The organism is Cupriavidus sp. GW822-FHT02D05 (assembly GCF_058802485.1).
The window spans coordinates 113,887-136,420 of the sequence record NZ_JBXAOE010000016.1 but is presented as its reverse complement, the minus strand read 5'-3'; the positions used below and the strand labels follow the sequence as shown (position 1 = coordinate 136,420).

Annotated in this window: 23 protein-coding genes; 15 read left to right on the top strand and 8 right to left on the bottom strand. The window is 67.7% G+C overall.

The annotated features are described in order from the left end of the window. The first annotated feature begins 159 nt into the window (after nucleotides 1-159). The gene (locus tag AC1RQK_RS21900) at nucleotides 160-1,299 is read left to right on the top strand and encodes a porin (RefSeq protein WP_492371923.1); all 1,140 of its coding nucleotides are present in this window, start codon (nucleotides 160-162) and stop codon (nucleotides 1,297-1,299) included. 22 nt (nucleotides 1,300-1,321) lie between these two features. On the opposite strand, the gene edd is transcribed toward AC1RQK_RS21900, so the two are convergent. After that, nucleotides 1,322-3,148, bottom strand: a complete 1,827-nt coding sequence (edd, locus tag AC1RQK_RS21895) for a phosphogluconate dehydratase (protein WP_492811114.1) — start codon at nucleotides 3,146-3,148, stop codon at nucleotides 1,322-1,324. A 647-nt stretch (nucleotides 3,149-3,795) separates the two neighbouring features. Between edd and fusA the strand changes: the two genes are divergently transcribed. After that, nucleotides 3,796-5,835 (top strand): elongation factor G, encoded by a 2,040-nt coding sequence (gene fusA, locus AC1RQK_RS21890; protein WP_492811112.1) that lies wholly within the window; start codon nucleotides 3,796-3,798, stop codon nucleotides 5,833-5,835. Between the two features lie 92 nt (nucleotides 5,836-5,927). Here fusA and AC1RQK_RS21885 read toward each other — a convergent pair whose 3' ends face one another. The 4 genes from AC1RQK_RS21885 to AC1RQK_RS21870 form a co-directional block, all read right to left on the bottom strand. Then, the gene (locus AC1RQK_RS21885; RefSeq protein ID WP_492371926.1) at nucleotides 5,928-6,230 is read right to left on the bottom strand and encodes a cupin domain-containing protein; all 303 of its coding nucleotides are present in this window, start codon (nucleotides 6,228-6,230) and stop codon (nucleotides 5,928-5,930) included. A 20-nt stretch (nucleotides 6,231-6,250) separates the two neighbouring features. Continuing rightward, the gene (locus AC1RQK_RS21880) at nucleotides 6,251-6,955 is read right to left on the bottom strand and encodes a glutathione S-transferase N-terminal domain-containing protein (protein WP_492811110.1); all 705 of its coding nucleotides are present in this window, start codon (nucleotides 6,953-6,955) and stop codon (nucleotides 6,251-6,253) included. A 105-nt stretch (nucleotides 6,956-7,060) separates the two neighbouring features. Next, on the bottom strand, nucleotides 7,061-7,339 hold the full coding sequence (locus tag AC1RQK_RS21875; protein ID WP_174425730.1) for a type II toxin-antitoxin system HicA family toxin: 279 nt from the start codon (nucleotides 7,337-7,339) through the stop codon (nucleotides 7,061-7,063). A gap of 100 nt (nucleotides 7,340-7,439) precedes the next feature. Next, entirely contained in the window at nucleotides 7,440-8,177 is a 738-nt protein-coding gene (locus tag AC1RQK_RS21870; protein ID WP_492371927.1) for a helix-turn-helix domain-containing protein, read from the bottom strand. A gap of 101 nt (nucleotides 8,178-8,278) precedes the next feature. Between AC1RQK_RS21870 and AC1RQK_RS21865 the strand changes: the two genes are divergently transcribed. Continuing rightward, complete coding sequence (locus tag AC1RQK_RS21865) at nucleotides 8,279-9,139, top strand: inositol monophosphatase family protein (RefSeq protein ID WP_492811107.1); 861 nt, start codon at nucleotides 8,279-8,281, stop codon at nucleotides 9,137-9,139. Nucleotides 9,140-9,246: 107 nt separating this feature from the next. Here the strand turns inward: AC1RQK_RS21865 and AC1RQK_RS21860 are convergent, their stop codons facing one another. Continuing rightward, nucleotides 9,247-10,047, bottom strand: a complete 801-nt coding sequence (locus tag AC1RQK_RS21860) for a crotonase/enoyl-CoA hydratase family protein (protein ID WP_492371929.1) — start codon at nucleotides 10,045-10,047, stop codon at nucleotides 9,247-9,249. Between the two features lie 180 nt (nucleotides 10,048-10,227). Here AC1RQK_RS21860 and AC1RQK_RS21855 point away from each other — a divergent pair, with 180 nt between their 5' ends. The 6 genes from AC1RQK_RS21855 (at nucleotide 10,228) to AC1RQK_RS21830 (ending at nucleotide 16,549) form a co-directional block, all read left to right on the top strand. Then, nucleotides 10,228-11,025, top strand: coding sequence for a PaaX family transcriptional regulator (locus AC1RQK_RS21855; protein WP_492811105.1), 798 nt, complete (start codon nucleotides 10,228-10,230; stop codon nucleotides 11,023-11,025). 215 nt (nucleotides 11,026-11,240) lie between these two features. Then, nucleotides 11,241-12,689 carry a glucose-6-phosphate dehydrogenase gene (zwf, locus tag AC1RQK_RS21850; protein ID WP_492371957.1) on the top strand — a complete coding sequence of 483 codons (1,449 nt, stop codon included), beginning with the start codon at nucleotides 11,241-11,243 and terminating at the stop codon, nucleotides 12,687-12,689. Between the two features lie 52 nt (nucleotides 12,690-12,741). Continuing rightward, nucleotides 12,742-13,422 carry a 6-phosphogluconolactonase gene (pgl, locus tag AC1RQK_RS21845; protein ID WP_492371931.1) on the top strand — a complete coding sequence of 227 codons (681 nt, stop codon included), beginning with the start codon at nucleotides 12,742-12,744 and terminating at the stop codon, nucleotides 13,420-13,422. Continuing rightward, entirely contained in the window at nucleotides 13,406-14,464 is a 1,059-nt protein-coding gene (locus AC1RQK_RS21840) for a glucokinase (RefSeq protein ID WP_492811102.1), read from the top strand. Before pgl ends, AC1RQK_RS21840 begins: the two co-directional genes overlap by 17 nt. A gap of 13 nt (nucleotides 14,465-14,477) precedes the next feature. After that, the gene (locus AC1RQK_RS21835; RefSeq protein ID WP_174425788.1) at nucleotides 14,478-15,176 is read left to right on the top strand and encodes a response regulator transcription factor; all 699 of its coding nucleotides are present in this window, start codon (nucleotides 14,478-14,480) and stop codon (nucleotides 15,174-15,176) included. Beyond that, nucleotides 15,176-16,549 (top strand): ATP-binding protein, encoded by a 1,374-nt coding sequence (locus AC1RQK_RS21830; protein ID WP_492371933.1) that lies wholly within the window; start codon nucleotides 15,176-15,178, stop codon nucleotides 16,547-16,549. Before AC1RQK_RS21835 ends, AC1RQK_RS21830 begins: the two co-directional genes overlap by 1 nt. Before the next feature lie 20 nt (nucleotides 16,550-16,569). Here AC1RQK_RS21830 and AC1RQK_RS21825 read toward each other — a convergent pair whose 3' ends face one another. Next, the gene (locus AC1RQK_RS21825; RefSeq protein WP_492371934.1) at nucleotides 16,570-17,505 is read right to left on the bottom strand and encodes a 2-hydroxyacid dehydrogenase; all 936 of its coding nucleotides are present in this window, start codon (nucleotides 17,503-17,505) and stop codon (nucleotides 16,570-16,572) included. Between the two features lie 278 nt (nucleotides 17,506-17,783). On the opposite strand from AC1RQK_RS21825, the gene AC1RQK_RS21820 reads away from it, so the two are divergent. The 3 genes from AC1RQK_RS21820 to AC1RQK_RS21810 all read left to right on the top strand — a co-directional run bounded on the left by AC1RQK_RS21820 (nucleotide 17,784) and on the right by AC1RQK_RS21810 (nucleotide 19,624). Then, nucleotides 17,784-18,506: an SDR family oxidoreductase gene (locus AC1RQK_RS21820; RefSeq protein ID WP_492811099.1), complete on the top strand. Its 723-nt coding sequence runs from the start codon at nucleotides 17,784-17,786 to the stop codon at nucleotides 18,504-18,506. Between the two features lie 152 nt (nucleotides 18,507-18,658). Then, on the top strand, nucleotides 18,659-19,048 hold the full coding sequence (locus tag AC1RQK_RS21815; RefSeq protein WP_492811097.1) for a YfeK family protein: 390 nt from the start codon (nucleotides 18,659-18,661) through the stop codon (nucleotides 19,046-19,048). Between the two features lie 309 nt (nucleotides 19,049-19,357). Further along, on the top strand, nucleotides 19,358-19,624 hold the full coding sequence (locus AC1RQK_RS21810) for a hypothetical protein (RefSeq protein ID WP_492371937.1): 267 nt from the start codon (nucleotides 19,358-19,360) through the stop codon (nucleotides 19,622-19,624). A gap of 8 nt (nucleotides 19,625-19,632) precedes the next feature. On the opposite strand, the gene AC1RQK_RS21805 is transcribed toward AC1RQK_RS21810, so the two are convergent. Further along, the gene (locus AC1RQK_RS21805) at nucleotides 19,633-21,039 is read right to left on the bottom strand and encodes a class II fumarate hydratase (RefSeq protein WP_492811095.1); all 1,407 of its coding nucleotides are present in this window, start codon (nucleotides 21,037-21,039) and stop codon (nucleotides 19,633-19,635) included. Between AC1RQK_RS21805 and AC1RQK_RS21800 the strand changes: the two genes are divergently transcribed. The 3 genes from AC1RQK_RS21800 (at nucleotide 20,921) to bcsD (ending at nucleotide 22,495) form a co-directional block, all read left to right on the top strand. Beyond that, the gene (locus tag AC1RQK_RS21800; RefSeq protein WP_492811093.1) at nucleotides 20,921-21,451 is read left to right on the top strand and encodes a LysR family transcriptional regulator; all 531 of its coding nucleotides are present in this window, start codon (nucleotides 20,921-20,923) and stop codon (nucleotides 21,449-21,451) included. The genes AC1RQK_RS21805 and AC1RQK_RS21800 overlap by 119 nt on opposite strands. After that, a complete protein-coding gene (locus AC1RQK_RS21795; protein ID WP_492811091.1) occupies nucleotides 21,352-21,585 on the top strand; it encodes a LysR substrate-binding domain-containing protein in 234 nt (77 codons plus the stop codon). Before AC1RQK_RS21800 ends, AC1RQK_RS21795 begins: the two co-directional genes overlap by 100 nt. 325 nt (nucleotides 21,586-21,910) lie before the next feature. Further along, entirely contained in the window at nucleotides 21,911-22,495 is a 585-nt protein-coding gene (gene bcsD / locus AC1RQK_RS21790; protein ID WP_492371939.1) for a cellulose biosynthesis protein BcsD, read from the top strand. The last annotated feature ends 39 nt before the right edge of the window (nucleotides 22,496-22,534 follow it).

The window sequence follows — 22,534 nt, the reverse complement described above, 5'->3', positions numbered from 1 at the left end:
AGTGCGCAAGCACCCCGGCGGCGATCCTGTCTGGTGGCGAGCGCTTGCGCCGCCATTGGCCAATCCATTTCTCTCGTCCCTTTGGGTTCTTCACCGGCATCCGCGTTTCGTTGCGCCACGCGGCGGAACACGGCATGCCTTCAATCTCTGGAATTGGATTTGCTGTCTGCACACAAGCTCGAACTGAACCCCATCGCCCGGAAGCCATTCAGCTTGCGCAAAGTCTCTCCCGCAAACAAAGGCGTCTCGCTCTGTGCGCCGCGCGCAAGCCTCGCGCGGTGCCTGCCTGCGCTGGCCTGCGCCGCCGTGCTTGCTCCCGCCGCGCCGGCGGCGCATGCGCAGGGCGGCCTCACGCTGTATGGGTTTGCCGACGTCGGCATCTTCCGCCCCGCGCCCGGCCAGCCCATTCAGCTCGGCACCATGCAGCGCAGCTTCATCGGCCTGCGCGGCAGCGAGACCCTGGCCCCCGGCTGGGCCGCCACCCTGAACCTGCAAACGCGCTTCGACATGGGCAATGGCCGGCTCGAAGCCAGCGGCGCCACGCCGTATTTCCAGGGCGAATCCACTATTGGCATCCAGTCGCCCTACGGCGATCTGCGCGTTGGCCGTGCGCTGACGCCGATGTGGCAATACGACTGGCAGTACGACAGCTGGGACAATTTCAATCGCGTGAGTTCCGTGGCGTGGTACGTGTACCACCCGTCCTATCGCACCGATCCGTATCACAATGGCCCCGCGGGCGAATACTCGCGCCTGAACAACGGCGTGTTCTACGACTCGCCGAAATGGGGCGGGATGCACGTGCACGTATCCGCCGGCGTGGAGAAGAACGAAACGCCGGACGCCGCCGGCAACCGGGACCGCACGCGGCCGCTGGCGGCCTCGCTCAACTACGATGCCGGGCCCTGGTCGGCCATGCTGACGGCGGAGCGCAATTCGGCTGATGACAACACGTGGTTCGCGGGGCTGGCCTACGCGTTCACCAAGGTGCGGCTGATGGCCTCGTACAGCCAGACCCGTCTAAGCGCCGCGAGCCAAGCCTTCCTCGGCGACGCCAGCGCCAGGCGCAGCGCCGCCACGCTTGGCGTGAACTGGCGCGTGGGCGCCTATACGCTGAAGCTCTCGGGCGCGCGCGATTTCCAGGGCTATGGCACGGCGGGCGGGACCGACTACGTCACCAGCGGCGTGGACTATGCGCTATCGAAGCGCACCACGCTGTATGGCGCGGTGTCGTATCGCCACAGTCGCTACGCAGCTGGCGGCACCGGGTTCGGTGCCGGCATCAGCCATGGCTTCTAAGCCGCGCACAAGCTACCTCCCGTCAGCCTTCCTCGGCAAACAGCGAGCAGGCCCCCGCCTCCGCCGTGCTCACATGACGCCGGAAATTGGCGAACAGGTCGCGTCCCACGCCGTGCCGGTTGGCTGAGAGGTCGGGCGGCGTCACCGAGCGCGCGGCCCATTGCGCTTCGGGCACCAGCACCGTGAGCACGCCCGCATGCGCGTCCACGCGCATGGGGTCGCCATCGCGCACACGGGCGATGCCGCCACCACTCAATGCCTCGGGGCACACATGGATGGCGGCAGGCACCTTGCCCGACGCGCCGGACATGCGTCCGTCCGTCACCAGCGCCACGTGGAAGCCGCGGTCTTGCAGCACGGTCAGCGTGGGTGTGAGCTTGTGCAGTTCCGGCATGCCGCAGGCGGCTGGCCCTTGCCATGGCAGCACCGCGATAAAGTCACGCTCCAGCTCGCCGCGCTTGAACGCTTCGATCAGCGCGTCTTGCGTGTGGAACACCATTGCCGGGGCTTGCACGATGTGGTGCTCGGGCTTGACCGCCGAGATCTTCAGCACGGCGCGGCCGATATTGCCGTCGAGCAGCTTGATGCCGCCTTCCGGCGCGAATGGCTGGCCGGCGGCGCGCACGATGGTGTCGTCCAGCGGCGCTTCGGGCCCGTCGATCCAGGTGAGCTGGCCATCGCGCAGCACCGGCTCGCGCGTGTAGTCGGCCAGGCCCTTGCCGACCACGGTGGTCACGTTGTCGTGCAGCAGGCCAAGCTGCAGCAAGCCGCGAATCACCAGCCCGAGTCCGCCGGCGGCCTGGAACTGGTTCACATCCGCGCTGCCGTTCGGATACACGCGCGCCAGCAGCGGTACCACTTCCGATAGCTCGGCAAAATCGTCCCAGCCCAGCACGATGCCCGCAGTGCGCGCCATTGCCACCAGGTGCAACGTATGGTTGGTGGAGCCGCCAGTGGCCAGCAGGCCGACGATGCCATTGACGAAGGCGCGCTCGTCGAGCACGTCCGCCACCGGCGTATAGCGATCGCCGCCATGCACAAGGCGTAGCGCCTGACGCGCGGATTCGCGCGTGAGGGCTTCACGCAGCGGCGTGTTGGGATTGACGAAGGCAGTGCCGGGCAGGTGCAGGCCCATGATCTCCATCAGCATCTGGTTGGAGTTGGCGGTGCCGTAGAAGGTGCAGGTGCCCGGGCCGTGATACGACTGGCTCTCTGCCTCCAGCAACTCCGCGCGGCTGAGCTTGCCCTCGGCATAGCGCTGGCGCACGCGCGCCTTTTCCTCGTTGCCGATGCCGGTGGTCATGGGGCCGCCTGGCACGAAGATGGCGGGCAGGTGGCCGAACGACAGCGCGCCCATCACCAGCCCCGGCACGATCTTGTCGCACACGCCGAGGTACAGCGCGCCGTCGAACATCTGGTGCGACAGCGCCACCGCGGTGGATAGCGCGATCACGTCACGCGAGAACAGCGAGAGATCCATGCCGTCCTGGCCCTGCGTCACGCCATCGCACATGGCGGGCGTGCCGCCGGCGAATTGCGCGGTGCCGCCCGCCTCCAGCGCGGCTTCCTTGAGCCATTGTGGATACTCCGCCAGGGGCTGGTGCGCCGACAGCATGTCGTTGTAGGAGGAGACGATGGCGAGGTTGGGGCGCTCCTGCGCTTTCAGGCGGATCTTGGCCTGCTCAGGCATGGCCGCCACGGCGTGCGCCAGGTTGGTACACGAGAGCTGCGCGCGCTCCACCTTCTGTCCCGCCATGGCGCGGGTGCGATCCATGTAGGTCTGGCGGGTGGCGGCGCTGCGCGCGACGATGCGGGCGGTGACCCGTTCCAGGACTGGGTGACTTGGCATGGGGATCTCCTGCGTGGGTGCCTTTTTTAGCCTAGTGCACTTTGGGGAGGGGCGCACGGTTGGTGCGCGGTTGGTGCGTGCTTGGCGCCAGTATGAGCCGCTGCACGTTTTCTCCACAAGTGCTAGACTCCGCCGCATTCTCTGGAGTTCAAACGACATGAAGCAAGCAGCGCAACGCCCCGCCATCGCAGCGTTTGCCGCGGCACCTCACGGTGAACGCGTGCTGCTGGCTATTCACGTCTAGTCTTCCGAGCGTCCCGCCCGGAAGGCTGCAAGGCCAGTTCCGGGAACGACGAAACCGATCATCGCCAACCCCGGACGGCCCGCAGGCCCGCCGGGGTTTTGTTTTTTTGTTTCGCCACCATCTGACACGCCATGCGTACCTACGACAAGTTGATTGCCACGATTCAAACCGGCCAAGGGAACGGGGGCTTGCGCTCGTCCCTTGGTGCGGTAACGGCGTCGTCTGGCGTAGTCACCGAGACCATTGCGTGCCGCATGCGGCATGCTGGCGCCGCCTCGCAAGCGATCCCATAGCCTCCTGGCTGCACATGCAGTCCGGGAGGCCTCGTAGATCGCCTCCCAGGGACCACAAGCACCCTGGCAGGCACGCACCCGCCAGGGTGTTTGCATTCAGGCAGCCCATCATGGAAAGCAGAAACGAAAGCAGGAAGGAAAGCAGGAATCTCAGGAACATCGGCATCATTGCCCACGTGGACGCGGGCAAGACCACCACGTCGGAACGCATCCTGTTCTACACCGGTGCCAGCCACCGGCTGGGCGAGGTGCATGACGGCGCCGCCACCATGGATTTCGATCCACAGGAGCAGGCGCGCGGCATCACCATCAACAGCGCGGCCACCACCGTGTTCTGGCGCGGACACCAGATCAACCTGATCGATACCCCGGGCCACATCGATTTCAACATCGAGGTGAACCGCTCGCTGCGCGTGCTCGACGGCGCCGTGGTGGTGTTCGACGGCGTGGCCGGCGTGGAGCCGCAGACGGAGACCAACTGGCGCCTGGCGGACCACTACCGCGTGCCGCGCCTGGCCTTCATCAACAAGCTGGATCGCACCGGTGCGGATTTCCTGCGCGTGGTCGCCATGATCGAGGAACGCCTCGGCGTGGTGCCGCTCGTGCTGCAGTTGCCGATCGGCCGCGAAGGCGATTTCCACGGCGTGGTCGATCTCGTCACCATGCAGGCCCTGCTATGGCAAGGCGGCACGGGCTACGTGACCGATGCCGTGCCGCAGGCGCTGGCGGAGCAGGCCGCGGCTTGGCGCCAGCGTTTGCTGGAAACGCTGGCCGAGCAGGACGATACCTTGCTGGAAGACTACCTGGCGGGCCGCGAGCCAGCCAGTGACGCCTTGCGCGCAGCCATCCGGCGCGCGACCATCAGCGGCGCCGTGGTGCCCGTGCTGGCGGGTTCCGCCTTCAAGAACAAGGGCGTGGAGCCTTTGCTCGATGCCGTGACAGCGTACCTGCCTGCACCTGGCGAAGCGGGCCGTCATGCAGTGAGCGCGCACGCGGACCAGCCGCTGGTGGCGCTCGCCTTCAAGGTCGTGCACGACGCGCACGGCACGCTGACGTTCGTGCGCGTGTATCGCGGACGGCTCGCTGCCGGCGACATCGTGCTCAACGCGGGCAATGGCAAGCGCGAGCGGGTGGCAAGGCTGTACGAGATGCACGCGGACCGCAAGCAGGAACTGCGGGTCGCCGTGGCCGGCGATATTGTGGCGATAGCGGGCCTCAAGGCCACCATCACCGGCGACACGCTGACGGATCCCGCGCACCCCATGGTGCTGGAGACGATCGACGCGCCCGAGCCGGTGATCGACGTGGCCATCGAGCCGAAGAGCCAGTCCGACCAGGCCGGCTTGTCGCGCGGCCTGCAAGTGCTGCTGCAGGAAGATCCGAGCCTGCGCCTGCGCCAGGATCCGGAGAGCGGGCAGACGTTGCTGTCCGGCATGGGCGAGCTGCAGCTGGAGGTCACGCTGGAGAAGCTGCGCACGCGCTTTCATGTGGAGGTCACGGTAGGCCGCCCGCAGGTGGCGTATCGCGAAACGCTGACCCGCGCCGCCGACGCGCGCTACCTGCATCGCAAGCAAAGCGGTGGCCCGGGACAGTACGCGGAAGTGGTGCTGCGCTTCGAGCCGCTGGCGCGTGGCGAGGGCGTCCGGTTCGAGAGCCGCATCAGCGGTGGCGCGGTGCCGCGCGAGTTCGTGCCGGCGGTGGAGGCCGGCATCCGGCGCGCGGCCGCGCAGGGCGTGCTCGCGGGCTACCCGGTGGTGGATGTCCAGGCCATCTTGCTGGACGGCAGTTATCACGAGCGCGACTCCTCGGCCCTGGCCTTCGAGACCGCGGCCGCGTCCGCTTTCCGCGAAGCCGCGCGGCAGGCTGCGCCCGTAGTGCTGGAGCCGGTGATGTGCATGGAAGTGGTGACGCCCGCCGATCATGTGGGCGACGTCATCGGCGATATCCACCGGCGCCGGGGCATGGTGCGCGGGCAATCGCAACGCGGTGGCGGCAACACCACGGTGGTGGAGGCGCATGTGCCGCTGGCCAGCCTGTTCGGCTACATCGGCAGCCTGCGCGCGCTGACCTCGGGCCGCGCCAGCTTTGCCATGCAGCTCGATCACTATGCCGCGGCACCAGCCGCGGCGGTGGTGGAGATGGCTGGCTGAGTCTGACGGCAGCTGCAATCGGGCGGGCGCCGCGTGGGTGCCCGCCCCTTGGCCACCGGCGCGGCATCATCCGCCGGGGCGCACAGGCTCGCTCAGATGTCGACGATCACCAGCGTGCCGTGGCTGCCGGGCAGCACGGCATGGGGGATGCCGGCAAGGGCGAGGTACATTTGCCCGGGCTCGACGACAACCGTGCCGGCTTCGCCTTGCACTTGCAACATGAGCCGTCCGCTCACCACGAGCAGGCCTTCGTTGTAGTCGTGCGTCTCCGCTTCATACGCTTGTTCATCCATGCGCAGAACCTTGATGCGGGCGGGGCCGACCTGGCCCAAGACTGTGGACTTCCATGCGCTGGGCAGCGCGGCGGCAAGGTCGTCAAGCTGAATCAGCGGCACTGGTGTGGCTCCGGGTTGGTTTAGACGCGCTTCGGGATATCCAGGCCCTTTGCCACCGCGGGACGCACCAGGAAGGCTTCGAGCGCGCGCGTGACGTGGGGGAAGTCCTGGATGCCGACCAACTCGCCGGCCTCGTAGAACCCGATCAGGTTGCGCACCCAGGGGAAGGTCGCGATGTCGGCAATGGTGTAGGTGTCGCCCATGATCCAGGCGCGGTCCGCGAGGCGTCCGTTGAGCACGGCCAGCAGGCGCTTGGCTTCCGCGACATAGCGGTCGCGCGGGCGCTTGTCCTCGTATTCCTTGCCGGCGAACTTGTTGAAGAATCCCAGTTGCCCGAACATCGGCCCGATGCCCCCCATCTGGAACATCAGCCACTGGATGGTCTCGTAGCGGCCGGCGGGATCTTGCGGGATGAACTTGCCGCTCTTGTCGGCGAGATAGAGCAGGATCGCGCCGGATTCGAACAGGGCCAGCGGCTGGTCGCCGGGGCCGTTCGGGTCGAGGATGGCGGGAATCTTGTTGTTGGGGCTGATCGAGAGGAATTCCGGCGTGTACTGGTCATTGGTGTCGAAGCGCACCAGGTGCGGTTCGTACGGCAGGCCGGTTTCCTCGAGCATGATCGAGACCTTGACGCCATTGGGCGTGGGCAGCGAATAGAGCTGGATTCGCTCCGGGCGCAAGGCGGGCCACTTATTGGTAACGAGGAAGGCGGAAAGATTGGTCATGGAAATCCGTAGGAATGGATGGGCTGGGGCAATGGTTGGCCTTGGCGGCCGAAGAGGATGGCCGTGCCGGGGTTCGCCGCGGGGCCTGCCCGGTCAAGCGCCGGGTCACTTCGGCTTGTCGTCGCCGTCGGGAGGGCTGACGCCGGCGGCGACCAGGCAATCGCGCAGGTGCTTGATCTCCTGCTTGGCGCAGACATTGCCATGGTGCGGGTGATGAAGGTAGAACTCATACTCGTTGAGCACCACCCTGAAGCGGGCGCCCTGGATCGGCTCGACCTTCGCGCCGAGTTGTTGCAGCAGCGACTCCACCTCGCGCCAGTGGATGTTGTTGCTGAGCGGGTGACTGAAGATCGACTGCAGGAGGCTGCGGGATTTGTGGCTCATGGCGCGGTCAGGCTTCTTCGGCGGCAATAGCCGTAGCATACAAGAGCGGGTGGGTTGGCGCTTGCTGCACCCGCGAGAGGCCTTCCGTGCCTGTCGTACCTTAGTCCTTGCCCAGTGCCAGGTAGGCACGCGGCGTGGTGCCGGTGTAACGGCGGAACAGGGCAATGAAGCTGCTGACGCTGGCGTAGCCCAGGCCGAGCGCGACCGTAGTGACGCTTTCGCCTGCCACCAGCCGCTCCATGGCCGCCAGCATGCGCAACTGCTGGCGCCATTGCGCCAGACTCCAGCCGGTGTCGGCCTGAAAGTGGCGGGTGAGCGTGCGGCGGGCCATGCCGATGCGCGCCGCCCAACCATCCAGGCCGGTGTTGTCGTCCGGGCTGGCCAGCAAGGCGGTGGCCATGCGCAGCAGGCGCGGCTCCTGGGGCATGGGCAGGAACAGTGTTTGCGCCGGCTGGCGGATGAAGTCATCGGCAAAGACCGCCAGGTAGTGCTCGCGCACCGGCCCGGACGGCGGCTCGGCTTGCGCCAGCGTGTCGAGCAGCGCGGCCAGCAGCGGCGACAGGCGTACCACTTTGAGGGTTTCCGGCATGGCGGCGCGGCTCCATGCCTCGTTGAAATACAGGCTCATTCCGGTCATCGCGCCATGGATGCGCGCACCGTGCGATGTATACGGCGGCACCCAGCCGATGCAGCCGGTTGGCATCAGCCAGCGCCCGCCACCGGCCTCGATGCTGACCACGCCGGACTTCACGGTGAACAGCTGGCCCTCGGCATGCGCATGCGGCACCTGTTCCCGGGCGGCTTCATGCGCGATCGGCCGGATTTCTCGTAGCGACATCGGTTTGGCCCGTCTCGAATATAAGTTGGCATTCTATCGTTAGATGGCAACGCGGCAACTGCCTAGACTGGCTGCTCCAACCCAGCCAGGAGCGATGCATCGTGAATGCCAACGTCAACACCAACATCAACACTCAGCCCCTTTCCGAACGTCTCGGCCAGCCCGTGGTGGCTGTGCTCGATAGCCTGAGCACCTTGCTTGCCCAGCAAGGCCGGCGGCTGCGCACGCAGCAGCCACGCAGCGCCCCCGCTGACTTCCAGGCCCTGCGGGCGGCGTTCGACCAGCACAGCGGCGCCGTCGGCTCGGCGCTGAAAAGGGCCTTGCTGGAGCGCTGGCCGCAGATCCCGTTCTCCGACCAGGAACTGGAGAGCGGCGAGCAGCAGGCACCGGAGCATGCCGACGCTTACTGGGTTTGCGACCCCATCGATGGTGTCCTGCACTACTTGAGCGGCATGCCGGGCTGGACCATTGCGCTGTGCCTGGTGGTAGAGGGGGTGCCTGCACTGGCGCTGGTGCATGACCCGGCCACCGGGCGGACGTATCGGGCGGTGGCCGGCCAGGGCGCTGATTGCGACGGGGCGCCATTGCGGGCCAATGCGCGTGGAGATCCGGCCTCGGCGCTGATCTCCACGGCGCATCCCAACTGGCCAGGGCAGGTGCGTAGCGATACCGCGGCCTTTCTGGATCGCTTTGGCCGTTTGTTGCCGCAGGTGTTTGGGCAGCGCGTATACGGTCCCACATCGTTGTTGCTGGCGCTGGTTGCCGGTGGCGCGTTAGATGGCTACTGGGAGTGCGGGCAGGACTACTACGACTGGTTGCCAGGCGCGTTGCTGGTAACCGAGGCGGGTGGTGTGGTGACCGCGCTGGATGGCAAGCCGTTTACCTGGGGGTGCCAGGGGATCGTGGCTGCCGGGCCGGCCATGCATGGTGGGCTGCGTTCGGCGCTGGCGGCACAGGGCTGATTCCATGGCCATTGCGTCCCGGTTCAGCTACGCAGAAACGGGTACGCTTTGTCGAGCCGGGGCGTGTTTGGCCCGTTCCCGTCCCCGTCCCCGTTCCCGATGCCTGCCTAGCCGGAGAAATTGCCGTGGCGGCCGGCACCCCCGACAAAGCGGGCGGCGCCCGGGATGCCCTCCTCGAACACGATCGGCGTGCCGTTGGCGCCTTCGGCCCGCAGTGCGTCGGCTAGCGGCAGGTCCCATTGCCCGTAGGCGGAGGCCCGGTCCGCCAGCATGCAGCGCTGCGGGAAGGCGGCGAGCGCATGCGCCAGCGCCTCGGCCGCGGCGCGGGCCTGGCCTGGCTCGACCACGCGGTTGGCCAGCCCCATGGCGAGCGCTTCCTCGGCGGGCACCGGGCGGCCGGTCAGGATCATGTCGAGCGCGCGGCCCATGCCGACGATGCGCGGCAAGCGCACCGTGCCGCCGTCGATCAGCGGTACGCCCCAGCGCCGGCAGAACACGCCGAAGACCGCATCGCGCTCCGCCACGCGCAGGTCCGCCAGCAGCGCCAGCTCGAGCCCGCCCGCTACCGCATAGCCGCTGACCGCGGCCACCAGCGGCTTGGACAGCGCCATCCGGCTCGGGCCCATCGGGCCCGAGCCACCGCCTTGCGGATCCAGTTCGTGACGGCGCGCCGGGTCGCTCACCGCCGACAGGTCGGCGCCGCCGCAGAAATGGCCGCCCGCGCCCCACAGCACGGCCACGCGCAGCGCCGGGTCGGATTCGAACCGGGTGAATGCCTCGCGCAGCGCCAGCGCCATCGGGCCGTCCACGGCGTTGCGCTTGTCGGCGCGGTCCAGAATGATGGTGAGGACCGGGCCGGACGTTTCGGTCCTGACATACTGGTTGGGCTGACTGGGCTTACTATCCATGCTCGTATCCTCGGTGCCTGCGCCTGGCAAGGGTGAATTGTACGAATCGGGTACTTTCTAGGTGTTTTTCCACATGCATAAATATTTCGCCGAATGATATATTTATGCCAAGAAAAGAAATATTTCTGGTTTACCCTTCGCGGCATCCTTTACCGCCCACGTTGCTCCCGCTTTCGACCCATGCATGAAATAGAAATCCGCGAGCCCTCGGCGACCGACCTGGTCCTGGACCTGCTCTACGGCCATCCGGAGCGTACCCTGCCGGTGCAGGCGCTGGCGCGCGGCGCTGAGGTGATGGGCATCGGCACGCCTAGCGTGCGGGTGGCGCTGACGCGCCTGCAGCGCCAGGGCCGCATCGTCAAGACGGAGCGCGGCTGCTACGCGGTGTTGCCGGAAGGCAACCCGGTCTACGATGAGGTCGAGCACTGGTTTGAAAAAGAGAGCCGGCTGGGGCACTGGGCCGGCGACTGGCTGGTGGTGCAGGACGCCGCCGTGGCGCGCAGCGAGAAGACCGCCTGGCGCCACCATGCGCGCGCGCTGTCGTTGTCCGGCTTTCGGGTGCTGGCCGCCGGCATCAACGTGCGCCCGGACAATCTCGCGGGCGGTGCCCCGGCCATGCGCGCCGCGCTGTCCCGCCTCGGGATGGCCAGCGCCGGCCTGCTATTCGTGGGCCGCGAGTTCGATGCCGATGCCGCCGCGCGCATGCCCCAGTTGTGGGACGTGCCGGCACTGCAATCCGCCTATCGCCGCGCGCTGGCGCAACTTGAGCGCAGCCGGGCCAAGCTGGCGCGCATGGCGCCGGATGCCGGCGCGCGCGAAGCCATGCTGGTAGGCCGTGCCATCATCCGCGCCATCGTGCGCGATCCGCTATTGCCCGAGGCCATCATGGACCCGGCGCCCCGCCGCGCCCTGATCGAGGCCACGCGCGCCTACCAGCTCCAGGCTCGCGGCCTGTGGGTGGATCTGCTGGCCGGCTAGTGCGCGCAGGCGGCAAATCTCGGGTTCCGCGCCGGATGGCGCAAGCGTTCCACGCCTCGCCAAGCGGCAGCGACTCAACTAAACTGGCCGGAACTTATGCGGCGCACCGCGGCACTCAGTAAAGTGACGCGCGCTGGTGTTCCTGGAACCCCGCAGGCCCCGCCGGGCTCTTGCGCCGCACCCACGTTGGCCAAGACAAGGAGTACAGGGTGAGCATGCCCGATTTCGACATGGTGCTGTTCGGCGGCACCGGGGACCTGGCGCGGCGCAAGCTGCTGCCGGCGCTGTTCGATGCACACCGCGCGGGTTTGCTTCATCCCAACGCCCGCATTCTTGCCACCGGCAGCCATCCCCTTTCCACCGAAGACTACGTCGGCTCGCTGGAGCAGAGCGTGCGGCCGGGTCTTGAGCATGCACCGCCCGAAGCCTGGGCCACCTTCCTTGCGCGCATCAGCTATGTGCAGGCCGACGCCCGCGTGCCCGAGCACTTCGACGCGCTGGCGGCCAAGGTGCTGCAGCGCTCGCCAGAGGTGGTGGTGTGCTATCTCGCCACCGGGCCGCATATCTTTGTCCCCATCTGCGAGCAGCTCGCGCGCACCGGGCTCAATCATCCCAATGTCCGCATCGTCCTGGAGAAGCCGCTCGGGCACGACCTGCATTCGTCCGATGCGATCAACTCGGCCGTGGCGCAGTACTTCGCCGAAGACCAGATCTACCGGATCGACCACTACCTGGGCAAGGAGTCGGTGCAGAACCTGATGGCGATCCGTTTCGGCAACGCGCTGTTCGAGCCGCTGTGGCGCCGCGAATGGGTGCAGGACGTGCAGATCACCATCGCCGAGGAGCTTGGCGTGGAAACGCGCGGCGAGTTCTACGACAACACCGGCGCGCTGCGCGACATGGTGCAGAACCACCTGCTGCAACTGCTGTGCATGGTGGCGATGGAGCCGCCCTCCAGCCTGTCCGAGGATGCGATCCGCGACGAAAAGATCAAGATCCTCAAGGCGCTCAAGCCCATCACGCCGCAGGACGTGGCCGAGAAAACCGTGCGCGGGCAGTACCGGGCCGGCGCCGTGGGCGGCAAGCCGGTGGTGGGCTACCTCGACGAGAAGGGCATCGCGCCCGACAGCCATACCGAGACCTTTGTCGCCATCAAGGCCGAGATCGCCAACTGGCGCTGGTCCGGCGTGCCGTTCTACCTGCGCACCGGCAAGCGCATGCAGTCGCGCGTGGCGGAGATCGTCATCCACTTCCGCGATGTGCCACATGCCATCTTCCCGCGCCCGCTGACCTTGTCGCCGCAAAACCGGCTGGTGATCCGGCTGCAACCGGAGGAAAGCATCCGCCTGTATTTCCTGGTCAAGCAGCCCGGCGATACGGTGGCGCTCACGGGCACCTCGCTCGACCTGGACTTCGCCAACTCCTTCAAGGTGCGCCGCGCGGGCGCCTACGAGCGCTTGCTGCTCGATGTCATTCGCGGCCGCCTCGGATTGTTCGTGCGGCGCGACGAACAGGCGCAGGCCTGGCGCTGGGTCGAGCCCATCATCGATACGTGGGCAGGCAGCACCGTGCCGCCCAAGGCGTATACCGCCGGCACGTGGGGCCCGGCTTCCTCGTCCGCACTGATGTCGCGCGACGGCTCGCTCTGGCACGAAGAGGTGTGAGCCGCGCCCGCTGATCATTGATAGACCCTCATTCGAACAGGAGACACTGCCCATGCGACGCTACGAACATACCTCCGAGGCGGACCTGGCCGAAGCAATGGCGATCTCGGTAGCCCACGCGCTGGAGATCGCCATCGGCGTGAACGGCTGGGCGGTGCTGGCGGTGTCCGGCGGCCGCTCGCCGGTGGCGATGTTCGAGCGCCTGCGCCATCGCACCATCCGCTGGGACGCGGTCACCATCACGCTGGTCGACGAGCGCGTGGTGCCGCCCGACCATGACGACAGCAATGGCGCGCTGGTGCGCCGCCACCTGCTGCGCGAGGCGGCTGGCAAGGCGGCCTTCGTGCCGCTGGTGGCCGACGCCGCCGAAGCGGCCGACCCGGCCAGCGCGGTGGCCCGGCTGAACGCGGCCTGGCGCCAGCCCGACGTGATCGTGCTGGGCATGGGTGAGGATGGCCACACCGCCTCGCTGTTTCCCGAGGCGCCCGAGTTGCAGCAGGCTCTTGCCGAGCCGCAGCCGGGCTATATGGTGACGCATCCGCGCGAGGCGCCGCACGCGCGCATCACGCTGAACCTGGCGGCGCTACTGGCCGCCGAGCGCGTCTTCCTGTCGTTCGCGGGACCCGTCAAGACAGCCGTGTTCGCACGCGCCTGCAAGGGACCCATCCCGGCGCTGCCCATCAGCCTGGTGCTGAGCCGGCACCGGCATGGCACCGATGTCTTCTCGGCTTGATGCCATGCAGAACTTTCCACGCCTGCTGGGCGATGTCGGCGGCACCAATGTGCGCTTTGCGCTGGAAACCGCGCCGCAGCGCATCGGCCCGGTGACCGCGCTCAAAGTGGCCGATTTCCCCTCGCTCGAGGCTGCCATGCAGCATTACCTCGGCGGCTTGCCGACCGGTAGCGCCAGGCCGCGCCACGCGGCCGTTGGCCTCGCCAACCCGGTGACCGGCGATCGCGTCAAGCTGACCAATCACGCCTGGGCGTTTTCCATCTCGCAGATGCAGCGCTCGCTGGGCCTGGACCTGCTGCTGGCCATCAACGATTTCACCGCGTTGGCACTGGGTTTGCCACACCTTGGCGCGCAGGACCTGACGCTGATGCGCCAGGGCGTGGCCGTGGCCGGTGCGCCGCTCGCGCTGGTGGGCCCGGGCACCGGGCTGGGCGTGTCCGGGCTGGTGCCCGCGCGCTCCGGGCCGGCCGTGGCGCTGGCCGGCGAGGGCGGCCATATCGAGCTGATGCCGGAGACCGAAGACGAATGGACCGCGTGGCGCGCGGCCCGCCAGGCCTTCGGCCGTGTCTCCGCCGAGCGTCTTTTGTCGGGCATGGGGCTGTCGCTGATACATGCCGCGTTGCACGCAGAAACGGGTACGCCCCTGGCGCGCCAGCTCGAGCCGGCAGAGGTAACCGAAGGCGCGATCCACCGGCACGACCCGCTCTGCGAGCGCGCGCTTGCCGTGTTTTGCGGCTTGCTGGGTTCCGTGGCGGCTGATATTGCGCTGGTACTGGGTGCGCGTGGCGGTGTTTACCTGGGTGGCGGCATCGTGCCGCGCTTCGTGCCCGCGCTGCGCAACTCCGCGTTCAACGCGCGCTTTACCGCCAAGGGGCGGCTGAGCGCGTACCTGGAAAGCCTGCCGGTTTACGTCATCAACGCGCAATACCCGGCGCTGCCCGGACTGGCGCAGGCGCTGGACGAAGCGATCACGCATGGCGTCGACGGCGATGGCGATGGTGCCAGCCAAGCCAACCCGGCCAACCAACCTAACCCTGCCTGATCCGGACCTGACCATGCGAGTGTTGCTGGTGGAAGACGACGCCATGATCGGCGATAGCGTGAAGCTGGCACTGCGCCAGGAAGGCTTCGCGGTGGACTGGGTGCAGGACGGCGAGGCCGGCCTGGCCGCGGCCACCCAGTCGGGCGGCCCCGAGGGCGAGGCCTGCTATGCGCTGATCCTGCTCGACCTGGGCCTGCCGCGCCGCTCCGGGCTGGAGGTGCTCGCCGCGCTGCGCGCGCGTGGCGTGAATACGCCGGTGCTGATCCTGACCGCGCGCGACGCCGTGGCCGATCGCGTGGCGGGGCTGAACGCCGGCGCCGACGACTACCTCGTCAAGCCCTTCGACCTGCAGGAACTGGCCGCGCGCATGCACGCGCTGGTGCGCCGCGCCGAAGGCCGGGCGGAGCCGCTGCTGCGCTACGGCGGCATCGTGATCAATCCCGTGACCCGCGAGGCCACCCTTGACGGTGAGGCGGTGCGTTTGTCGGCGCGCGAGTTCGGCTTGCTCTCGGCGCTGCTGGCGCGGCCCGGCAAGGTGTGGTCGGTGGCGCAGCTGGAGGAGCGCTTGTACGGCTGGGGCGATGAAGTGGGCAGCAACACGGTGGAAGTCTACATCCACGCGCTGCGCAAGAAATTCGGCGCGGGGCTGATCCGCAATATCCGTGGCGTGGGCTATGTGGTGCCCAAGCTCGAAGCCGGGGGCGCGGGCTGATGCGTTCCATCCAGAGAACCCTGCTGTGGTGGCTTGCCCTGGGCCTGCTGGCCGGCATCGCCATTGCCACTGCGCTGATCTACGGGCAGGCCCGGCAGGAAGCCAACGCACTGTTCGACTACCAGATGAAGCAGGTGGCCGCCGCGCTGCCCAGCCAGTTTGCCGATCCGGTGATGCCGCCGTTCGTTGCGCAGCAGTCGCCCGGCGCGCCGGGCTCGCCTAGCGACAGCCTGTTCCATGCCGATGAAGACGTCGTGATCCATATCTGGGATGGCTCCGGCCGCAGCCTGTATCTGTCGCACGCGCATCCCGCGTTGCCGCCGCGCGCCGAGCTGGGATTTTCCAACGTCAAGACCGCGCAGGGCGAATGGCGGATCTACAGCGTGCAGCTCGGGCTCGGCGTGGTGCAGATTGCCCAGCCGATGTCGGCGCGCAGCGAGGTAGCCGCGCGCATGGCGCTGCGCACCGTGGCGCCCCTGCTATTGCTGCTGCCGCTGATCGGCTGGCTGGTGTGGGTGGCCGTGGGACGTGGCCTGCGGCCCTTGCGCGAGATCGCCGCCGGGGTGCGCCAGCGTGACGCCAACGCCCTGGCCCCGCTGGCGGTCAGCAGCATGCCGGACGAGATCGCGCCGTTGACCGAGGCGCTCAACCAGCTACTGGCGCGGTTGTCCCACGCCATCGATACCCAGCGCGCCTTCGTGGCTGACGCCGCGCACGCGCTGCGCACGCCGCTGGCCGCGCTGCAGTTGCAGGCCCAGCTGGTGGAGCGCGCCGATACGGCCGAGGAGCGGCAGGAGGCCGTGGGCAAGCTGCGCCAGGGGCTGGAGCGGCTCACGCACATGGTGGCCCAGTTGCTCACGCTGGCGCGCCAGGAGCCCGGCGCGGCAGCGCCCCCGCATGAGCCGGTGGACCTGCGCGCGCTGGCGCAAAGCGTGGTGGCGGAGATGACCCAGGCCGCGCTCGACCGCCACATCGACCTGGGGCTCGACGCCGCGGCCGGGCCGGCCATGGTGCGCGGCGACGTCGATGCGCTGCGCATCCTGTTGACCAACCTGGTCGACAATGCGCTGCGCTATGTGCCGGCAGGCGGCAGGGTCGATGTGCTGGTTGGCCGGGGACGGGCCATGACGGGCGGAGGAGAATCGGATACGCAGAGCGCGGAACTGATCGTGCAGGACGACGGGCCGGGAATTCCCGCCGCCGAGCGCGCGCGCGTGTTCGACCGCTTCTACCGGGTGCCGGAAGCGCCCACCGGGGGCAGCGGGCTGGGCCTGGCCATCGTGGCGGAGATCGCGCAATCGCACGGCGCGCGGGTCTCGCTGGAAGACGCTGCGCCCGGGCTGCGCGTGCGGGTGGCGTTTCCCGTCGCCTGAGCGCGCGGCGGGGCCTCTCGTCAGCCGACCGGTGTAAGCACAGGCTCGCCGGCAAAATGCAGCCGGCTGTTCTCCTGGAACTGCCGCACTGAAGCGTCGATGGCTTCCGGCGACCTGCCTGCCACGTGCGGGGTCAGGACCACATTGGGGCAGTCGAACAGCTCGGCGGGTGGCTCGGGCTCGGTCTCGTACACGTCAAGTCCGGCGCCGCCGAGCTTGCCGGCGCGCAGGGCATCCGCCAGCGCCGCGGTGTCAAGCACGCTGCCGCGCGCGATATTGACCACGAAGCCGCCCGGGCCCAGCTGGGCCAGCACCTTGGCGTCGACCAGGTGGCGGGTGCCCGCGCCGCCGGGCGTGGCGATGATCAGGTAGTCGGCCCATTCGGCCAGCGCGCCAAGGCTGTCGAAATAGCGATACGGCGCGTCGTCGCGCGGGGCTCGGTTGTGATACCCCACCTCCAGGTCGAAGCCCAGGCCGCGCTGCGCAATGCGCTGGCCGATGGTGCCGAGGCCGAGAATCCCCATGCGCTTGCCCGACACATTGGGCTGCAGCGGCAGCGCGGTGCGCCACTTGCCGGCGCGCGTGGCCTGGTCCAGCGCCGGGATGGCGCGCACGGTGGCTAGCAGCAGCGCCATGGCGTGGTCCGCCACGCAGCTGTCGTTGGTGCCGGCACCGTTGGCCACGACGATGCCGCGCGCGCGGGCGTGGGCCACGGCAATGTTCTCGTACCCCGCGCCCAGCGCGCACACCAGCTCCAGCGCGGGCATGGCGTCGATCTCCGCGGCGGTGAGGCCGACCGTGCCGATCGTCAGCACCGCGCGCACGCGGGCGCCGGCCTCCCGGACCTGCGTGGCACGGGCCGCGCTGTCGGGCGCGTAGAGCACCTCGTATTGTTCGGCAATCGAGGACAGATGCTGTGCGCTGACGTGGCTGAGGACGAGCAGGAGCGGCTTCATGATGGGCAGGAGATTGTTTCGGGGCCGTTGGCGACGGCTGGGAGGAGGGTGAGCGGCCCCGGGACGAGGCCTAAGCTGCACCGCAGCATTGTAGCGGCGGCGCGCCGGGCTTGCTGGCGTGCTCCGGCGCGCCATCGATTATCAAATGCTTGCCAAGAGTGCTTCCAATCCTGGGTGGATGATCCGCCGGCGCGCCGTGACCATAATGGCTGGCAAGCATGCGGCCTTCCTTCCTGCCGCATGGATTGGCCATTGAAGGAAATTCAAGGAGTCTTGCCATGTTTCCCGATTTCAAGAACGCCAGGGTGCTGGTGGTTGGCGGCAGTTCCGGCATCGGCCTGGCCACCGCGGCTGCCTTTGCCGAGCGCGGCGCCAGCGTCACGATCGCCTCGCGCTCGCAGGAAAAAGTCGATGCCGCTGTACGCACGCTGGCCAGCGCCGGCACGGTCAGCGGCGCCACGGTCGATATCACCGACGACGCCAGCGTGGCGCAGTTCATGGACGGCGCCACCCCGTGGGACCACGTTGTGATCTCCGCCGCGCAGACGCCCACCGGCCCGGTGCGCCAGTTGCCGTTGGCCGATGCTTACGCCGCGATGAACAGCAAGTTCTGGGGCGCCTATCGCGTGGCGCGCCTGGTGCCGATCAGCGCGCATGGCTCGCTGACGCTGGTTTCGGGCTTCCTGGGCGTGCGGCCGAGCAAGGCATCCGTGCTGCAGGGCGCCATCAATGCCGCGCTGGACGCGCTCAGCCGCGGGCTGGCGCTGGAACTGTCGCCGGTGCGCGTCAACACCGTCTCTCCGGGCCTGATCGCCACGCCGCTGTGGGACAAGCTGGACGGCGCCGCGCGCAAGGCCATGTTCGAAAACGTGGCCGCGCGGCTCCCGGCGCAGCGCATCGGCCAGCCAGAAGACGTGGCGCAGGCCATCCTTTACCTGGCCGGGACGGACTTTGCCACGGGTTCGACGGTGCTGCTCGATGGCGGCGGCGCGATCGGCTGACGCTCCGGATTGCTACGCAGAAACGGGTACGCTTTGCCGCGCCGGCAGTTGGTTCCGCCCGCGCGGCGGGCGCTCTGGTCGCTTGTCAAGCCTTGAACCGGAGCGGGAATACCGCTCTAATGCAGCGGATGCGACTTATCGACTCCGTGAAAATGAAGCCTGCCTTCCTGTCCGTCCTGCTGCTAGCCACTGCGCTGGCGGCCCCCATGGCCCCCGCCGCCGCCGCGCCACCGCCCGCCGCCACGCAGGCCGAGGTCACCCATCTCTTTGGCTACCTGGCGGGCTCGAATTGCCAGTTCAACCGCAATGGCAGCTGGTATTCGGCGCCAGATGCGGCCGCCCACCTCAAGAAGAAGTACGACTACCTGGCCGACAAGGGCGTCATCAGCACCAGCGAGAGCTTTATCGAACTGGGCGCGAGCAAGAGCAGCGTCAGCGGCAAGCCTTACCTGGTCAAGTGCGGCCAGGCCCAGCCGGTGCAGAGCGCACCGTGGCTAGGCGCCGAACTGGCGCGCTATCGGCAGAAGGCTGTGGGCAAGTAGGCGCGAGCCCCTTCCTGGCCGTTGCAGGTGGGTTTGACGGCACGCAGAAACGGGTACGCTTTTGCCTTTCGGCAACAAAAGCCGGCCCGGACACCTTGTCAGACGGCCACCGATAGGCAACCGGCTTTCGCCGAACCATACTCAGTCCGGGCGGCACTCTGGCGGCACTCACGCTGATTGTCGAATGCGGCCCAATGCGTCCTCATAGCTCCGTGCGCGCCTCGCCGCGCTGGGCTCTTCTTAGGCGCATACGATGCGGGCCCCGGCGTTTTCTGCCAAGGCCGCAAGGCTTGGCTAAGGAGAATCCGGATGCAGACTGTCATATCCGATAACGAAAGCGCTCCCGCTCCTGCTGCCTCCTGGCGCCGGTTGACGCACCGTGCCTGTGCAACCCTGGCGGTCTGCAGTGCCATCGCGGCGCTGGGATGGATCGCCTGGATCTGCTGGCGGCTGGTCAGCGTGATTGCGCCGGGCAGCATGAGCTTTGTCGACGCCTTGATGGTGCTGGTGATGCTGGTCTTCACCTGTGGTGCGGCCGTTACCGTCTGCGCCGTGTGCGAGATGGGCCAGCGCTAAGCGGCGCCTCATATTTCCTTGGTCATTCCCTTCAGGTCGATCCATGCATCGAACTGGGCCGCCGTGACATGTCCGGAGGCAAGCGCCGCCTCGCGCAGCGGCAGGCCTCGCGTGACCGCCAGCTTGGCGATTTCGGCGGCGCGGTCGTAGCCGATGTACGGGTTGAGCGCCGTCACGGGCATCAGCGAGCGCCCGAGCATCTCGGCGATGCGCTCGCGATCCGCCTGTACCCCTTGCACCATGCGTTCGGCAAAGCTCGCGGCGGCATCGGCAAGCAGCGTGACCGATTGCAGCAGGCTGTAGATGATCACGGGCTTGTACGCGTTGAGCTCGAGCGTGCCGAGACCATTGGCCAGCGTGACGGTGGTGTGGTTGCCGATCACCCGGCAGCACACCATGGCCAGCGCCTCGGCCTGGGTGGGATTGACCTTGCCCGGCATGATCGAAGAGCCAGGTTCGTTGGCCGGCAGGATCAGTTCGGCAAGGCCCGCGCGCGGGCCGGAGCCGAGCAGCATGAAATCGCGCGCTATTTTCAGGAAGGACGATGCCGTGGTATTGAGCGCGCCCGACAGGTCGGCCAGCGCATCGTGCGAGGCTTGCAGCGCATAGCGGTTCGGCGCGGGCTCGAACGGCAGGCCCGTGTAGTCCGACAGCGCGCGCGCGAAGGCCGCGGCAAAACCATGCGGCGCATTCAGCCCGGTGCCCACCGCGGTGCCGCCCTGCGGCACCGGCATGGCGCGCAGCATGGCCTGGCGCAGGCGCGACTGGGCATCTCCCACCTGGGCTTCGTAGCCGGAGAACTCCTGGCCGAGCGTCAGCGGCACGGCGTCCTGCAAGTGCGTGCGGCCCACCTTGACGATGTCGCTGAACGCGTCCACCTTGCGCCCGAGCGCCTGCTGAAAGCGCTCCAGCGCGGGCAGCAGTTGCAGCTGGATCGCCCGGGTGGCGGCGATATGCATCGCCGTGGGAAAGCTGTCGTTTGAAGACTGGCTGGCGTTGACGTGATCGTTGGGATGCACCGGCTGCTTCGCGCCCGGCTCGCCGCCCAGCAGTTGGATCGCGCGGTTGGCAATTACCTCGTTCAGGTTCATATTGGTCTGCGTGCCCGAGCCGGTCTGCCAGACCGAGAGCGGGAACTCCCCGGGCCACTTGCCGGCGATGATCTCCTGCGCCGCCGCCTCGATGGCGTGGGCCAGTTCCGGCGTGAGCACGCGCAACTCTCGGTTGGCACGCGCGGCACAGAGCTTGAGGATGGCGAATGCTTCGATCAGCGCGGGCGGCATCGTCTCGCTGCCGATGCGGAAGTTCTGGCGCGAGCGCTCGGTCTGCGCGCCCCACAGGTGCCGGGCTGATACTGGTATGTCGCCCAGGCTGTCGGTCTCGATCCGGGTGGCGTCCTGCTTGCGCTCGGGCATGGCATTCTCCTGTTCGGTCGAAAGCGGCGTGGCAACAGATCCCCGCGCCTTAGAATACGCCCCCGGCCGCAACGGCGTCATCCCTGGCGCCGGGCGCGGCCACCGAGGCCCAGCGCCCGATTCACCTGCGCTATCACCACGCGTCTCCAGCATGCTCATTGCCCAGCTCAAGTCCTTCTTCATGGTCGCCCGCATCGGCAGCGTGACCCAGGCTGCCAAGCGGCTCGGCCTGTCGCAGCCGACCATCACCGCCCAGATCCGTGCGCTGGAGGAGGCCTACGGCGTCGGGCGGGCGTGGTGCCTGCCACGCCGATGGAAATCGGCAGCCGGGAATCGATCCGGGAGGCGGTCATTCGCGGACTCGGCGTATCCGTCATTGCCCGCCACGAGGTGCCAAGCCATCCACACTTGAAAATGCTGGATTTTGAGGATAGTAGCGAGGAAATGAGTGAGTATCTTTATTTTTTGCGCGAACGGCGCGGCGCGCGCCTGATCGATGCATTCGTCGCCGCGGCCCGCCCTGGCGCGCAGGTCATGCCGGACTAGTCCGCAGCCGCCTGCTTTACTGCCTCGGGCCCTGTCCTATCGTTTCTCGCCCTAAGCCGCGCGATATCCCCGCTGGGAGAACATGCACTGGTCTGCAATTTATCGAGCCAGAATGGCACTGCGAGCGGTCATCGCTGCCCGGCAACAGCGCCTTACCGGATAATGTAGAGACATTTGGCTGGCAATGTGAAGTGTTCCCCGCTTCAGAAGGGGGTGGGTTCCCTCATGACGTGGAAACTGTCAGGCTTGGGCTGCCCGCGAAAGGCCGTGGCGCCTACCCGCGCGGGAAATCCTCCGGATCGGGGCATGGGGGCTGCCGTTGTGGATGTTGCGAGGATGGGACATAGCCATTGTCGCTCGCAAAGCATTTGCCCAGATCGCCGGGTTGGTAAGAAAATGGCGCTCCAACAATAAGAAGAGTATTGACTGTAAGCAATTAAAACAGGATCTCGGGGTGAATCAAGCAATTCTGCAATATCTTACTGAGCGGCATTGCTCGTCGCAATGGCGTGATGTACTGTCGGCGCTCGCCGAAGAACTATCCGAGTCCATGGACGTGGCCGGCCTGCGCGCCGTGATGTGGCGCGTTGGCGCGCGTTTTGCCAAGCGTTTCGATCCTGGCGCCTGCGCGACGCTTGCCGAGCTGGAGCGCGCCGTCGCCCAGATCTGGCTGGATGTGGACTGGGGCTGGACCAGCATCGAGGATGTGGGGGGGGCCCTGGTGGTCCGGCATTTCTGCGCGCCGCTGAACGCGGCGCTTGGAGACGGAGCCGACACCTGGTCGCCGGCATTTCTGGAGGGGGCGTACCAGCACTGGTTCCGTATGCTCGGCTCGTCCGAGACCCTGCGGGTCAGCCAAAGTACACCGATCGATGCTACCGGATGCGTGGAGTTCCGGTTCGGGCGTTGAAGTGCCGTCCGCCGTTTGCGGCAGTTTTCGCGCCGGCGT